Source organism: Acinetobacter sp. YH01004 (genome assembly GCF_013420455.1).
Classification (GTDB): Bacteria; Pseudomonadota; Gammaproteobacteria; order Pseudomonadales; family Moraxellaceae; genus Acinetobacter; species Acinetobacter towneri.
In genome coordinates, this window is the sequence record NZ_VOXZ01000004.1 from 110,815 (window position 1) to 125,941 (window position 15,127).

Genomic DNA, 15,127 nt, shown 5'->3' on the forward strand with positions numbered 1-15,127 from the left:
TCACCGTCTACTTGTAATGCCTTTCCCCAATCATAAAAAAATTATCTTAAAGTCAGTCCACAGTACTCACATTTGCGATACTCCAAGAAATATTGCCTGGAATAAGATGCTGCAACACGGGCTTTAATTGTTCTGCATTGTTCCCGCTGACATAACACGCAATTTGTAAAGTATCTGCCAAACTTTGTTCAAATAATAACTCATTTTTAATTAAAATGCGGGAAGTTTGACGCGCAACGGCAATTCCTGAGTCAATTAATGTCAGTTTCTGACCAAAAATGGACTCAATCGCAGGTTTTAGGAAAGGATAATGGGTACAACCGAGCACCAAATAGTCCGCGCCCTGATCGACCACAGGTTGCAAACTCTGCTGTAAGGAACTTAAACATGCCTCACTCATTTGCGCCCCTTGCTCAACAAAAGGCACTAAATCTAGATTGGTGACATTCAAGACTTGCACTTGAGCAGGAATCGCAAAACGCTGCATCACATCTTTAATAAGTTGTCCGCGAAAAGTCGCAGGCGTCGCAAGTACAGCCACAGTTTTGCTTTGGCTATTTAATACGGCAGGCTTTAAAGCAGGCACTAAACCAATAATGGGAAAATCTTCGCCGTAATGATCGCGCAGATAATCTAGACTAAAAGCAGAAGCAGTATTACACGCCACGACCGCAACTTTACAACCTTGTCGATATAACCATTCGATTGCAGCTGCAGTGAGTTCTCGAATATTTTGATCATCACGTGGGCCATACGGCACATGTGCAGTATCGGCATAATAAAGGATGCGCTCATTGGGCAAATATTCTGCAATTTCAATGGCAACTGACAAGCCTCCTATGCCCGAATCAAAAATACCAATTGGCGCACTGGCTTGTGCTTTTGGCATGGCTTGATTTAAGGGAGAAACAGGATGAATGGCTGTCATAGCAAGAGATTCAGCAATACAAAATGGGATGAATAAAGCTTAAACCTCAGCTGCTTAAATGCAAGTGCAAATCACCACTTTTCAACGATAAAATCGTTTCGCCCTGCGCATTTTCACTCAGCTCGCCCAATTCCACCAAATGTAAAAAAGCCGCACGCTGAATCAGGGCATTAATACCAAAACGCACATGCACATAAGGACGCAGCTCACCTGCATATTCACGCATAAAAATAGGATGCTCGGCATCAACAATCACAATATCCTGATGTGTAGTGATAAGTTGAATATAATTTTGCTGTCCGATTTCGACCACATCAACCTGATTGATGAACAAAGGCTCATCTTCTACCTGGATTTCAATTTGTTCCACTGGGGTTTTTAAATAAAACTTGCCCTGCTCTTTCCATAACACACTAGAAAACAGATCAACCAATGCCTGACGTTTGATCAATTGACCTTCGTGCCACCATTCTCCATTGGCTTTGACCAGCAAATCCATTGCTCCACAATGCTTTGGATGCCATTGCTCCAAAGGAGGGATTGATCTTTTGTGACCTGACTGTCCAGTTTTTATATATTGTGCAATGTGCATTAAATTTTTATTATCAGCCGTAGCTACATTTTCTGTCGGTTTGATTGAATTATCGTCATGCTTCATGCTGCAGTACCTTACTGACGGAAAAATAATACGATTCAGCCAATTGGCTAAGACTCGGTTTAAAACTATACTAGCTCACAATACTTACCCATACTGTAAAAGACACGATTAAATTTGTGTCTGGCAACTAAAAATACTCATGGCAGCACCGTTGCTTGATGCGGTTGCCACCTTCAATTATATGAGGAGTCCTACATGGAACACATCGAACGTGAATCGATGGAGTTTGACGTAGTCATCGTAGGCGCAGGCCCTGCGGGTCTTTCTGCTGCGATCAAAATTCGTCAACTTGCAATTGAAAACAATTTAAATGATCTGTCCGTTTGTGTGGTCGAAAAAGGCTCTGAAGTTGGTGCGCATATCCTTTCGGGTGCAATTCTTGAGCCTCGCGCCATCAACGAGTTATTTCCTAACTGGAAAGAAGAAGGTGCGCCTTTAAATGTGCCTGTGACTGAAGATAAAACTTTCTTCTTGATGTCACCTGAAAAAGCTCAGCAAGCACCGCATTGGATGGTGCCTAAAACCATGCATAACGATGGTAACTACGTGATCTCGTTAGGCAACGTGGTGCGTTGGTTAGGTCAAAAAGCCGAAGAATTAGAAGTTTCTATTTTCCCTGGCTTTGCGGCATCTGAAATTCTTTACCATGCCGATGGTACGGTTAAAGGCATCCAAACTGGTGACATGGGCATTGGTAAAGATGGCGAGCCAACGCATAACTTCACACCGGGTTATGAACTACATGCCAAATACACCATTTTCGCAGAAGGCTGTCGTGGTCATTTAGGTAAGCGTTTAATCCAGCAATTCAATTTGGATAAAGATGCCGATCCGCAACACTACGGGATTGGTATTAAAGAACTTTGGGAAATTGACCCTGCAAAACACAAACCAGGTTTAGTCATGCACGGTGCAGGCTGGCCATTAAGTGAAACAGGTTCTTCAGGCGGTTGGTGGTTATACCACGCAGAAAACAACCAAGTGACTTTGGGTATGATTGTGGACTTGTCGTATACCAACCCACACATGTATCCATTTATGGAAATGCAGCGCTGGAAAACTCACCCTCTAATTAAACAGTATCTAGAAGGCGGCAAGCGTATTTCTTATGGTGCACGTGCTGTGACCAAAGGTGGCTTTAACTCATTGCCAAAATTCACCTTCCCAGGTGGTTCTTTAATTGGTGATGATGCAGGCTTCTTAAACTTTGCCAAAATCAAAGGCTCTCATACCGCCATGAAGTCTGGCATGCTTTGCGGTGAAGCAGTATTTGAAGCGATTGCTGCAGGTGTCGCAAAAGGCGGTGACTTGGCGATTGCTCGCGTAACTGAAGGCGAAGATTTCTTTGTGAAAGAGCTAACGGCTTACACTGAAAAATTCAACAACAGCTGGCTGAAAGAAGAACTTTATAGCGCACGTAACTTTGGCCCTGCAATGCATAAGTTTGGTCAATGGATGGGTGGTGCGTTTAACTTTATCGACCAGAACGTGTTTAAAGTACCATTTACTTTGCATGATTTAGTGCCTGATTTCAGCGCACTCAAAACTGTAGATGCAACCAGCTTTAAACCGAACTATCCAAAACCAGATGGCAAGCTGACTTTTGACCGTTTATCTTCAGTGTTCGTATCGAATACCGTACATGAAGAAAATCAGCCAGCACACTTAAAGTTGACAGATACCTCTATTCCAGTGAACGTAAACTTACCTAAATGGGATGAGCCTGCACAGCGCTACTGCCCTGCGGGTGTTTATGAAATCATGGAAAATGATGATGGTTCAAAACGCTTCCAGATTAACGCAGCCAACTGTGTTCACTGTAAGACTTGTGACATTAAAGACCCATCACAGAACATCACTTGGGTAACACCTGAAGGTGGCGGTGGTCCGAATTACCCGAATATGTAATTGCGAATCGCAATTGAGAAACCCAAAAGCAGTGCCTCGGCACTGCTTTTTTATACACAGTTTACAAAATTACCAAGGTCTCATAATCCCTTACATTTTTCAGGTATTTCTCTATTCAAAAGCAGGCGATTGAATAACTTTCCTTGTTATGCTGTTTTTGCTTATTTTTTATCTTTTCTATTTTTAGTTTTTTATTTCGTTTTTTTCAGACTTGAACAACCGAAAATGTTGTTTTGTCAGCTTTTATACAATGCTATTCGGCATTTTATGCAGCACTTAGCACGGTAGCAAAATGTTGTAGATGCTGACTAAAACTGACTTGAGTGGAGTATAAAGCAGTACTTTGAGTTTTATCTTGCTCAAGCATTTGGTTGTTCTTCTTATTTTCATTAGAAGAGGAATTCCAACATGCTTAATTTAACAGACACCCTCAACCAACTTAAAAATGTGCAGGCACAACCTGCAGTCAGCTTATTTCTACCCACACATCGTACCTTTCCAGACAATCAGCAAGATGTGATTGCTCTTAAAAACCAACTTAAACAACTCGAAGAACGCCTGTTGGCAGACTATGACAAACGTCTGGTGGCACAAATTTTAGAACAGATTCATCATCAAACCAAAGATTTGAATCCCAACTACCATTTAGACAGTCTGGCTATTTTTGCCACAGCCGACAGTGCACAAGTACTGCGTCTGCCATTCCCTACCCAAGAACGTATTGTGATTGATCAACAATTTTCAGTGCGTGATTTTATTCGTGAGCTATCTTATGCAGTGCAATACTATGTGGTAGTGATCAGTCGTGAAGTTGGACGTCTGATTAAGGCCTCCAATGATCGTGTAATCCATGAGTTTTCTGTAGATGACAGCGACTTGAATGAACGACTGCCACATGGTGCATTTCCTGTTCAAAATGATAACTTATATAGCACCAGCGGTGCAGAACGTGCCACAGCCGCCAATGAAGACCGTTTACTCAAAGAGTTTTTAAACCGTGTCGATAAAAATGTGCAAACTGTACGTGCCAGTGAGCCATTGGGCTTGGTCATTGTGGGTGATCGACGCAATATCAGTTTTTATGAATCTATTTGCGACCAACCCAATGCCATTATTTTCAGTGTAGATAACGTCACTCAGCTAGAACAAGGCAGCGCACAACACATTATTGACAGTATTCAGACCGAGCTAAAAAGCCATCAACAACAATTGCATCAGCAACATGCGCAGCAACTGGATGAACTCTATGCCAGTGACCGTGTTGTGACCGATCTGCAGCAAATTTATCAGGCAGTGTTGCAAAATAATGTCGATACTTTATATGTTCAACAAGGCTACATGCAGGCGGGTTGGGTCGATACCGACCAGCAACGAATTTATCTAGATCAAGCGCACGCACCTGACAGCGCACAAGCCACAGACGATGTGATCAACCATATTATTGATGCAGCACAGCAACACGCTGCCAATATCGTATTTATTCCTGCCGATTATTTACAGTCCAAAGCACCACTGACTTTAATGAGTCGCTATGCGGTCTAAAACTCAGTCCATTTGACTGTGATCTAAAAAACAGCCATGCAGATTTATCTACATGGCTGTTTCAATCAAGATTCAAACTTCTCATTCATACGCAAATCTACGCTTTTTCATGACTTTCTCATGAATAAAACGATCAATTAGAATCGAGTCGTTACCGCCAACTGTACCCGATGACTGTCGCTATGTGATCGCCCGCTATATTCATAATTCAAATTGATAAAACTATGTTGTCCAAAGTAAAGTTGTGAACCTAAGGCAGCATGATATTGACCTTGATCGGCATGCCATGCATCAAACTTCAGTTTCTCCGCTGTGCCTACATAATGGGTATCTAAATATGCTTTTTCCTGAATCGGTTGGCTGTAATACAAGCTGCCTTGCAATTGCCATGCTGGATTCAACTGGTAATTGGCTTGCAAACCTGCACCAAAATTCCAGCGCTGCATCACCAAATCATCTAAGCTGTTGACACCATCCTGCTGAGTTTGTTCGGCATGAACATAATGTTGGAACGAAGCGTCTAAATACGGTTGAATCTGCATTTTTTGACTGAGTGGATAGCTATAATCTAGACGCAAACCTGCGGCATACATTTGTCCATCAAACTGTATTTTTTGTGCTTGAGCATGACCACGCTGCGCGTCAACATCCACCTGCATGCCTTTTAACCATGCCGCGACACTTAAATCACGATTAAGCTGCTGTGCTGTCCCCATAGTTAGTGCATAGGCTTTGCTCTGACTGCTATTTTTTGAGCCTGTTTGTACGGCATCATCTAAGTTCAGTTGACTGAAATCGGCCTGCGCTGCCAAGGTCATCCCTGCCAGTTTTGTTGCCACACCAACACCTTGATGATGACTACGGCGCTCACTATTTAAGCCGACATAATCCATATCATAACTTTGGTAATCACCCGAAAACCAAAGCTGTTTGGGTTGTGCGGTTGCCAAACGCTGTGCAAACTGACGTTCTTGCTTGCTGCTTTCTTCTGCGACATTTAAAACGGTATTGGCATAAAAACTTGGATCAAGTTGATGAAACAGTTGATTCAATGCCTGCGTAGAAACTGTACTTTCAGCAGCATTGCTATAACGTATAGTTTGAGCAAAATTGTTAAATAAGCGATTGGCAAAAACTTTTTCAGCATCTTCCAGCGTTTCTAACTGTTGTTTCTGATCAAGACTTGCTAAAACTACATCTAAATTACGGGCAACCTGAGTACGTCCTTCAAGTTCAGCAGCAAGAGCCGCCACCGTTTCAGTCGATTTACGCTTTGCCGTAATCACCACATCGGTATTGATTGTATCTGCCGCACGTACAGGCTCGCCCGTTGCATTCAGTTCAGGACGATAACTAACTTGTGTCAACTCAAATAATGGATTGCTTGAGCGATAGGCATCGAACTCACGCTGTACGCCTTGTTGCGCACGTAACACTGTGGTTTGTGAACCTTGTGCAGTAATAAGTGGCTGATCAAGTGGCACTTCATCAAACAGGTTCAACGTCCCTGCCAAATTGGCAGTTCCCGTTACCGTCAGCAAATTGCCAAAACGTGCTTTAAAACCCGCATGTTGCTGCTGATCTGCAGCAATCTGCATCGAATAGTTGCCTGTGATGGTTAAATTGCCTTCCTTTCAAGAAATGCACTGCCTGTTTCGACTTCTAAAGTGTTTTGTGAGGGTTCAAGTTCTTGAATCGTACTACCCATCTCAACTTCAGATGTATCTTGTGGTACTTCAATATCTTGAATTGCACTATCGACCAAAACGGTGTCGGTTAAAGCAGGCTCTACTGCAGGTGGAGCTACCACATCGACAGGTTGCTCTGCTTCTGACGGAGGTGATTCAAGTGTAGGTATCGTATCAGGCTGATTGACATCATTATTTTCTAAAACGGTAGCATCATCGCTAGGTACAGCATCATTGCTGTCTAAAAGTGAATCTTCAGTTGGTGATGTATTGCCATGATCTGTACTGCCACCACTCAAACCACCACCATTGGATGATACATCGCCATGATCTAGCTCTAAATTCACAGGAGGTTGATCGGTAATGGGGGCAGATGGTGCGACAGGTTGCTCTACTCCGCTGCCAATGCCTTCATTTGTAGTCGGTTGATCTTCTTGGCTGACATTTTCTGCCCCCAACACATCAGTGACTTGAACCGTGCTTGACTGAGAGCCTGAACCCGATGAACAGCCTGAGATACTCATGGCCAATAAACACGCCACACTCAGTGGCTTTAAAGAAAAGTTTTGCTTTTTATCTAAAATCATACCGTACTCAATCAAAATGATGATAACGCAAGATTTATTGATGATTGATCACGTAAAAAATTAAGCAGATTTTGCTCAGTCTAAATGGCATATTTTTTTAAGATAAAGACAATCAGTTAAGCCCCCCAAAATTATTTTTCTTAACTTGACTACTTTAATGCGACAGCTTAATCAGCTTTTTCAGCCTTATAAAACATAAACACTGCCATATAACATTCAAACCAAGCAAAACCCCAAATCTGCTTAATTTTATCCCCAAATGTTCTGCAATCGAACTCAATAAACTGATCGCATTATAGGCTAATTTTTCCATATATTAAAAAATATTTAAAATAATTTTGTTAAAAATCAATAATTAAACAATAGACTAAACTCACACTCTAAAAATTATTTCTTATACAACACACAGAGCTTTGTTAGATTTTGCACAAGCACACAACTTGCCCTATAAATGCAGAAAAGTTGAAAAGTCCCTTAAAAAATGTGTAGCAGATAACGCAACTCGTGGATCGTTTCGCCATTTTTTAACTCAAACTGTGAAGCAGGTTGGATTGATGCAAAATTGATGAAAAATTAAAAATAAAGTTGAACGTCATGGCTAAAAACACAAAAGGCATATTTCAACTTGCATGAATTGCAAATGAAATATGCCTATATGGATCACATGACTATTTTATCGTGTTTAAATTATAGTGTTCTAAAAGTGCTGAGGCTAATTTTTGCCTATTAGCCTTTTTTCACCAAATAATGAAATTCTTTATTGCCTTGCTCATCTAAGCGTTCTTCTTGCAATAACAACTCATGCCCCAAATGCATGCAAAATTTTGGAATATCCCAAGACGTCGAATTGTCAGTTGCAAACACTTCAACCACATCGCCAGACTTAGATTTGCGAATGGCTTGATGCAGCATCATCACAGGTTCAGGGCAACGCAAACCGCGGGTATTCAGTTGAATACTAGGTGTGACAGGAAGTTCAGACATGCACAGACTCGATATTAAAACATCGGGCTAGTTTAGCATAAAGCGCAGCCTTGTTTTATGTGTTCCCGCTACGCACAGCAACACATCTCGTGACGTAATTGCCGTCATTTTCTCCCAAGATTAGCAATAGACAACTGTATTTTCTAAGGTATGATTAAGCTAAGTTTTTTAGATATAAAGAGTCTTTAGGAAAGATCATGCACGAGGAATCAGGCCCATCGTGGGGTATGCGTGGCCTAAGAAAATGGTTAGGCACTGCACCAGAAACCCGCGATGAATTGCTAAAATTAGTACAAGATTCACGTCGTTTTTTAGAACCCGATACGGTGGCAATGCTCGAAGGTGTTCTGGATTTACCTGCCACCAAAATCCGTGAAGTCATGACCCCACGTACCGCCATGATTAGCTTACAAGAAGATGATGAGCTACTCGACATTTTGCATGTACTGGTCGAATCGGCACATTCACGTTTTCCTGTGTTCTCATCTGACCAACCCGACAACGTGGTGGGGATTTTATTGGCAAAAGATTTATTGCCTTTACTGACCGAACAAAGAACCAAAGTCGATATTCGCGCCTTAATGCGTCAGCCGTTATTTGTGCCTGAAAGTGCTCGTTCAGACCAAGTATTGCGTATGCTCAAAAACACCCAAACCCATATTGCAGTGGTGATTGATGAGTATGGCACCACTTCGGGCTTGGTTACTTTAGAAGATATTTTAGAAGAAATTGTCGGTGAAATTGAAGATGAACACGACAATATTGACGAAGAAGCAGAATACATCATCCCCGATCACGACCCAAAAACGGCAAATACTTGGTTAGTACAAGCACTTACACCAATCGAACATTTTAATAATGTTTTAGATGCAGATTTTTCTGACGATGAAGTAGAAACTGTGGGCGGTTTATTGCTTCAGGAAATTGGTTTGGTGAGTGATTTGCAAGGACAAGTGATTGCGATTGGCAACTGGGAATTTACCATTCTTGAAGCAGATGCCCGCACTATTCATCTGATTCGAGCCGTACGTCAATGAGGACTTTTTTTTCCAAGCTGTCTAATCCTGCAGAACATCAACAACTGCCCTTAATTTATCCATTAATCATTGCCCTATTGGCAGGTGCAGTGTTTAGTTTGGCACTTGCTCCCTATCATTACTGGTGGATTGCCTTACTTTCACCTGCTTTGCTGTATGCGACTTTAAGCAAACGCACCCCGAAACAGGCCTTCTTGATTGGTTGGTCTTACGGGATTGGGTTGTGGTTTGTCGGAGCATTTTGGCTCTATACATCCATTCACGTCTATGGCGACACCAATGCCTTTTTAAGCGTGCTGATGATTGTCATTATGGCGCTGTTGATGGGTTTGTTTACTGCCGTACAAACGTGGTTATATCGTCGGTTTTTCCCTGAAACACCACTGACTTTTGCACCGCTATGGGTATTTTTTGAATGGGCGAAAACTTGGGTCTTTACAGGTTTTCCATGGCTGTTTGCAGGTTATGCCTTCACCGAACGCTTTTTGGATAGCTATGCACCGTTGTTTGGTATTTTCGGGGTGTCTTTTGTGGTCATCTTGCTGGCCTGTGCGTTGGTTGAAGTCCTTAAAAAGCGTATCTTCTGGCTGATTCCATCGGCAATTTTACTTTTGGGTGCATGGGGTGCAGCACAACTCAGTTTTGTAACTGCAAAATCTGAAAAGCCACTCTCGGTTTCTCTGATTCAAGGCAACATTCCTCAAGACTTAAAGTGGCTAACCGAATACCAAATTAAGACCTTGGAAATTTATACCCGCTTGACCCGAACTGAATGGGGACGCGACATTATTGTTTGGCCTGAATCATCCATTCCAATGTTCCAGACCGATATTGAACCGTTTTTGGATGCCATGAAAACACAGGCTGAAAAAACGGGCAGTTCGTGGGTGACAGGTATTCCGTATTGGGACTTGCCTGAATCACAAGTGCAGCAACATCCAATGTATTACAACAGCATTATGGCAACGGGAGATGCGGCTGAAGGCTTGTATAAAAAGCAGCGTCTGGTGCCTTTTGGTGAATATATTCCGCTTTCAGGCTTACTGAGTTGGGTACTACCTGCGATGCAAAATGACCCATCCATGAGTGGTTTTTCACGTGGAGCGTCTGAGCAAAAACCGCTTGCAATTAAACAGCATCATTTGGGGGCAGCCATTTGTTATGAGGTGGCTTATCCGAACCTGACCCGCCGCAATGCTAGCCAAAGTGACTTTTTGGTAACAGTATCCAATGATGCTTGGTTTACGGGTACTGCAGGGCCATTGCAACATTTACAAATGGTACAAATGCGCGCCAAAGAAAATGGACGCTGGTTTGTTCGTGCCACCAATACAGGTGTGACCGCATTTATTGACCATCATGGGCATATTGTCAAACAAGCGCCAATGGATCAGGAATTTGTGCTGCGTGGTGATCTGCCTGCCATGCAAGGTCAAACACTGTATACCCAACTCAGCGATTGGCCTGTGCTGATTTTCTCATTGCTGTTGTTAATTATGGGGTGGATTTATCGACCACGTCAGGTGGATGTGTCGTTTAAATCACGTCGTTAATAGTACTGTTCAATAGCGGCTAGAAATAACCATTCATAAAAAAACCGAGCATTAAGCGCTCGGTTTTTTTGGAGTTCACTGAATCAATATATAGACTCAACTCATCTTCTATTAAGGCTGATAATAAATGTCGGCATCGGTACCTTCACCACCCTGCTGACCATCTGCACCAAAAGAATATAAATCAAATGGACGACCTTCTGAACCCGGAATCACATATTGAATGTCATTATCCCAACTGTCTTTCGGATAGCCTCCTTTCACATAACCGCCTGGTAACCAGTTTTTAGCCGAAGCAGGCTGATTCACCAAGGCATCTAAACCACCATCTTGCATAGAGGGATATTTTTGATTATCAAGTTTGTATTGATCGAGTGCACCTGCCACACCTTTTAAGGTAATTACCGTGGTATCGACTTTGGCTTTTTCACCTCGTCCCATCACATTCGGTACGATTAAAGCCGCCAACACACCTAAAATTACAATCACCACCATGACTTCAATCAGGGTAAAACCTGACTGTTTGCTCGGTTGCTTCTGTTTCATTCAATCTCTCTCATTTATTGATATCAATTCGACATTTATTTTAGATTCTGTTTGAAGAACGATGCTTCAAAACGATTTAAATCATATTGTTCATATTCACAATTGGCAGCATGACCGCAATCACAATCACCAGTACAATACTCGCCATCAGTACCAACATCAACGGTTCCAATAGTGCCAAAAGGGTAGAAATAAGCGTAGTCACTTCACGGTCTTGCATGTCTGAAGCACGTGACAGCATACGGTCTAACTCGCCCGAAGCTTCACCACTTTTGATCATTTGTACCATCATCGGTGGAAAATAACCACTACGCTCCAATTGCGTCGCCAAGTTGCCACCTTCGGTGACTTTTTCTGCCGCCAAATTGACCGCATCTCGAATGACCCAGTTGTTACTGACCGCAGCACCAATTTTTAGCGCATCCACCAAAGGCACACCCGACTGAGTCAAAATAGACAAGGTACTGGCAAAACGCGCAGCATTAATCCCACGTGATAATTTTGCAAATAACGGCAACTTTAAGGTTAAACGGTCAAAGGCATAATGCCCTGCGGTGGTGCGTAAAAAACGCGCCAAAAACAATACTCCGACCACAGAAACCACCAGTAAAAACGGCCATGCAACACGAATAAAGTCACTGGCTTTCATTAATGCCACGGTGATCCACGGCAAGGCGTCTTTACTTTGATCAAAGGTTTTAACAATATCGGGTACGACATAGGTCATTAGGCCCATCACAATCGCAAAAGACATCAGCATTAAAATGATGGGATAAATCATCGCCCCTTGAATTTTTTTCTGCATGGCAAAGCGGTTTTCGGTGTAATCTGCCAATTGCTCCAAAATTAAATCCAAATGCCCCGAACGCTCGCCTGCGGCAATAGTGGCAATATATAAATCTGGAAAACGCCCCGATTGTTGTAAAGCATTGGCCAATGAATAACCTTCCAATACTTTGGAACGCACCGACATCAGCAAATTTTGCACATGGGCTTTTTCACTTTGTTTACCCACAGCACGAACGGCTTCTTCTAAAGGAATCGCAGCAGCCACCAAAACCGATAACTGACGGGTAAGCAAAGCCAAATCATAGGCTGTGATTTTTTTCTTAAACCACTGTTTACCACTGTGTTTATCTTTTTGTTCAACTGCATCGACACTGACAGGAATCCATTCTTTGTCGCGTAATTGCTGACGGATTTGTCGTGCAGAATCACCCTCTAAAACACCTTTTTGCTGCTTCCCTGAAGCGTCAATGGCCGTAAATTGATATGCTGGCATTGTAATGCTCTAATTTTCCAAAATTTCTTGCAACGCGGTTGCGTCTGACCACTAAAATCATTCATATTCTTAGATATAAATTCTGTGCTCACTCTAACACATGCCAAAGTCGAGCACGAAGCCATTTTCACAGGACGATACGACTTTTTCTATGCCAGATTCAACTTTAGACCCACAGCCTGTTTATCGTATTCGAGTGGCTGTGCCCGTATATCTTTACGACTGCTTCGATTATATGCTCAGTGCAGCACAATATCAGCAAGCAGAAGTGGGTGCGCGGGTCTTGGTTTCTTTTGGTCGGCAAAACTTGGTCGGGATTATTGTCGAAAAACTGGCACTCGATACTCCAATTGATCCACGCTTTAAACTCAAAGCCATTAGCGAACTGTTAGATGAGCAAGCGATTTTAGGCCCTAAAGTTTTAACTTTGTTGACATGGTCGGCACAATATTATCAATTCCCGATTGGTGAAGTGATGCAAAGCGCCTTGCCTAGTTTATTGCGCCAAGCCAAACCCTATAATTTATTGGCACGCACTTGGAAATTATTGGACGCACATGCCGAAACTAAAATTACACGCTCGGAAAAACAACAAGAAGCCTATAAAATTTTAAAGCTGCATCCTTCGGGAACTTCTGAAAATATTTTAAATTTGGCAGGCATTGAAACAGCAACCCTAAAAGCCTTGGCGAATAAAGAAATTTGCGCATGTGTTTTGGAAGCCCAAGATTTTAGCCCAATGCCAGTGACTTTGGCGCAAATGCCTTTAACCCCTAATCCAGATCAGAAAAAAGCCATCGACAGCGTACTTAAAGTACGGCAGCAATATAAGGCATTTTTACTGGATGGTTTAACGGGTAGCGGTAAAACTGAAGTGTACTTACACATCATGCATGAGGTACTAAAACAGGGCAAACAAGTGTTGGTGTTAGTACCTGAAATTGGTCTAACGCCACAAACCATTAGCCGTTTCCAATCGCGTTTTCACTGCCACATCGCCCTCTTACATTCAGGTTTAAATGATTCCAAGCGTTTGCAGGCGTGGCAAGCCGCACAAACGGGCAAAGCCTCGATTATTTTAGGTACACGTTCTGCGATTTATACCCCATTGCCAAATTTAGGCTTGATTATTTTAGATGAAGAACACGACCTGTCTTTTAAACAGCAGGAAGGTTTTCGCTACCATGCCCGTGATGTTGCGCTCTATCGTGCCCATCTGGAAAATTGCCCTGTTATTTTAGGTTCGGCAACTCCAAGCATTGACAGCTATGCACTAGTCGATCAAGGCAAAATGCAATGTCTGGAATTAAATCAACGCGCGGGCACGGCACTCATGCCCAAAATCCACCTGATTGATTTAAAAATTGCCAAAAAACAGCACGGTATTAGCCAACAATTGATTGATGAAATCAAAAAACGCTTGGCTAAAAAAGAACAAGTTTTGGTGTTTTTAAACCGACGCGGCTATGCACCCGTATTGATTTGTGAGAGCTGTGCATGGCAAGCCAAATGCCCGAATTGTGATGCCAACTTTACCTTGCATCATCAACCTTATACACATTTGCATTGCCACCACTGCGGTACGATTCATCGTAAACCTGAGCAATGCCCTGCCTGCAACCATGCAGAACTCAAACCAATTGGCATGGGCACTGCCAAAGTCGAAGACAGTTTAAACGAGCTGTTTCCCAATGTAGATGTGATTCGGGTAGATCGTGACTCAACCAGTCGTGTTGGCAGTTGGCAAAAAATTTATGACCGTATTCAACGCAGCGAACCACTGATTTTATTGGGCACGCAAATGCTGGCCAAAGGGCATCATTTTCCGTATGTGACATTGGTGGCAATTTTAGATATTGATTCAGGCTTACTTAGTGTGGATATTCGCGCACCTGAACGCACGGCTCAACTGATTGTGCAAGTGGCGGGACGTGCAGGGCGTGGTGAGCATAAAGGTGATGTTTATTTGCAAAGTGTGCGTCCTGATCATCCACTTCTCACCACATTGGTCGAGGGAGATTACCGCAAGTTCGCCAAACAAAGTTTAAAAGAACGCAAAGCTGCACAATTACCGCCTTATCGTTACAGTGCTTTGATTCGCTGTGAATCTAAAAGTCAGGAATTAAACCAGCAATTTTTACAACAACATGCACAATGGCTTAGAGAACATTCAGAACAATTAATTGAAATTTGGGGGCCGATTCCTGCGCCAATGGAACGTAAAGCAGGACGTTTCCATGCACACATGGTGTTGTTGTCTAAAGATCGGGCACGCTTACATTTTTATATCAGGAACTGGTGGCAAAATATGTTGCATGAAAAGCCATCCAGCATGAAACTAAGTTTAGATATAGATCCGCAAGAATTTAGCTAATACTGTAAATTGAAACTTAGCTGTATCAGCACTTATTTCA

Annotated in this window: 12 protein-coding genes; 5 read left to right on the forward strand and 7 right to left on the reverse strand. The window is 42.5% G+C overall.

Going from position 1 to position 15,127, the window contains the following annotated elements; genetic code table 11:
* Nucleotides 1–52: 52 nt before the first annotated feature.
* The gene (gene murI / locus FTT71_RS04410; protein ID WP_004975969.1) at nucleotides 53–928 is read right to left on the reverse strand and encodes a glutamate racemase; all 876 of its coding nucleotides are present in this window, start codon (nucleotides 926–928) and stop codon (nucleotides 53–55) included.
* A gap of 46 nt (nucleotides 929–974) precedes the next feature.
* Nucleotides 975–1,586 carry a DUF1285 domain-containing protein gene (locus FTT71_RS04415; RefSeq protein WP_004975967.1) on the reverse strand — a complete coding sequence of 204 codons (612 nt, stop codon included), beginning with the start codon at nucleotides 1,584–1,586 and terminating at the stop codon, nucleotides 975–977.
* Between the two features lie 195 nt (nucleotides 1,587–1,781).
* Between FTT71_RS04415 and FTT71_RS04420 the strand changes: the two genes are divergently transcribed.
* Together FTT71_RS04420 and FTT71_RS04425 are read left to right on the forward strand one after the other, a co-directional pair.
* The gene (locus FTT71_RS04420; protein ID WP_004975965.1) at nucleotides 1,782–3,494 is read left to right on the forward strand and encodes an electron transfer flavoprotein-ubiquinone oxidoreductase; all 1,713 of its coding nucleotides are present in this window, start codon (nucleotides 1,782–1,784) and stop codon (nucleotides 3,492–3,494) included.
* Between the two features lie 408 nt (nucleotides 3,495–3,902).
* Nucleotides 3,903–5,036, forward strand: coding sequence for a hypothetical protein (locus FTT71_RS04425; protein WP_179988487.1), 1,134 nt, complete (start codon nucleotides 3,903–3,905; stop codon nucleotides 5,034–5,036).
* A 137-nt stretch (nucleotides 5,037–5,173) separates the two neighbouring features.
* Here FTT71_RS04425 and FTT71_RS04430 read toward each other — a convergent pair whose 3' ends face one another.
* From FTT71_RS04430 to tusA, 3 genes are all read right to left on the reverse strand, one after another.
* Nucleotides 5,174–6,634, reverse strand: coding sequence for an autotransporter outer membrane beta-barrel domain-containing protein (locus tag FTT71_RS04430; RefSeq protein WP_180160728.1), 1,461 nt, complete (start codon nucleotides 6,632–6,634; stop codon nucleotides 5,174–5,176).
* A gap of 20 nt (nucleotides 6,635–6,654) precedes the next feature.
* A complete protein-coding gene (locus FTT71_RS04435; protein WP_154321099.1) occupies nucleotides 6,655–7,311 on the reverse strand; it encodes a hypothetical protein in 657 nt (218 codons plus the stop codon).
* Between the two features lie 726 nt (nucleotides 7,312–8,037).
* Nucleotides 8,038–8,295, reverse strand: coding sequence for a sulfurtransferase TusA (gene tusA, locus FTT71_RS04440; protein ID WP_004975955.1), 258 nt, complete (start codon nucleotides 8,293–8,295; stop codon nucleotides 8,038–8,040).
* Nucleotides 8,296–8,492: 197 nt separating this feature from the next.
* On the opposite strand from tusA, the gene FTT71_RS04445 reads away from it, so the two are divergent.
* The gene (locus FTT71_RS04445) at nucleotides 8,493–9,332 is read left to right on the forward strand and encodes a CBS domain-containing protein (RefSeq protein WP_154321100.1); all 840 of its coding nucleotides are present in this window, start codon (nucleotides 8,493–8,495) and stop codon (nucleotides 9,330–9,332) included.
* Complete coding sequence (lnt, locus tag FTT71_RS04450; RefSeq protein WP_004975952.1) at nucleotides 9,329–10,885, forward strand: apolipoprotein N-acyltransferase; 1,557 nt, start codon at nucleotides 9,329–9,331, stop codon at nucleotides 10,883–10,885. The genes FTT71_RS04445 and lnt overlap by 4 nt, the downstream gene beginning before the upstream one ends.
* A gap of 111 nt (nucleotides 10,886–10,996) precedes the next feature.
* Here lnt and gspG read toward each other — a convergent pair whose 3' ends face one another.
* A complete protein-coding gene (gene gspG, locus FTT71_RS04455; protein WP_004975950.1) occupies nucleotides 10,997–11,431 on the reverse strand; it encodes a type II secretion system major pseudopilin GspG in 435 nt (144 codons plus the stop codon).
* Between the two features lie 76 nt (nucleotides 11,432–11,507).
* Entirely contained in the window at nucleotides 11,508–12,713 is a 1,206-nt protein-coding gene (gene gspF / locus FTT71_RS04460) for a type II secretion system inner membrane protein GspF (protein ID WP_180160729.1), read from the reverse strand.
* Between the two features lie 151 nt (nucleotides 12,714–12,864).
* Between gspF and FTT71_RS04465 the strand changes: the two genes are divergently transcribed.
* Nucleotides 12,865–15,087, forward strand: coding sequence for a primosomal protein N' (locus tag FTT71_RS04465; protein WP_180160730.1), 2,223 nt, complete (start codon nucleotides 12,865–12,867; stop codon nucleotides 15,085–15,087).
* Nucleotides 15,088–15,127 lie beyond the last annotated feature (40 nt).

What these genes read in the sequence shown, in the direction of transcription:
- FTT71_RS04415 (WP_004975967.1), bottom strand. Translation starts at nt 1,586, where the DNA reads ATGAAGCATGACGATAATTCAATCAAACCGACAGAAAATGTAGCTACG.
- FTT71_RS04465 (WP_180160730.1), top strand. Translation starts at nt 12,865, where the DNA reads ATGCCAGATTCAACTTTAGACCCACAGCCTGTTTATCGTATTCGAGTG.
- tusA (WP_004975955.1), bottom strand. Translation starts at nt 8,295, where the DNA reads ATGTCTGAACTTCCTGTCACACCTAGTATTCAACTGAATACCCGCGGT.
- FTT71_RS04420 (WP_004975965.1), top strand. Translation starts at nt 1,782, where the DNA reads ATGGAACACATCGAACGTGAATCGATGGAGTTTGACGTAGTCATCGTA.
- FTT71_RS04430 (WP_180160728.1), bottom strand. Translation starts at nt 6,634, where the DNA reads ATGCAGATTGCTGCAGATCAGCAGCAACATGCGGGTTTTAAAGCACGT.
- murI (WP_004975969.1), bottom strand. Translation starts at nt 928, where the DNA reads ATGACAGCCATTCATCCTGTTTCTCCCTTAAATCAAGCCATGCCAAAA.
- FTT71_RS04445 (WP_154321100.1), top strand. Translation starts at nt 8,493, where the DNA reads ATGCACGAGGAATCAGGCCCATCGTGGGGTATGCGTGGCCTAAGAAAA.
- FTT71_RS04435 (WP_154321099.1), bottom strand. Translation starts at nt 7,311, where the DNA reads ATGATTTTAGATAAAAAGCAAAACTTTTCTTTAAAGCCACTGAGTGTG.
- lnt (WP_004975952.1), top strand. Translation starts at nt 9,329, where the DNA reads ATGAGGACTTTTTTTTCCAAGCTGTCTAATCCTGCAGAACATCAACAA.
- gspG (WP_004975950.1), bottom strand. Translation starts at nt 11,431, where the DNA reads ATGAAACAGAAGCAACCGAGCAAACAGTCAGGTTTTACCCTGATTGAA.
- gspF (WP_180160729.1), bottom strand. Translation starts at nt 12,713, where the DNA reads ATGCCAGCATATCAATTTACGGCCATTGACGCTTCAGGGAAGCAGCAA.
- FTT71_RS04425 (WP_179988487.1), top strand. Translation starts at nt 3,903, where the DNA reads ATGCTTAATTTAACAGACACCCTCAACCAACTTAAAAATGTGCAGGCA.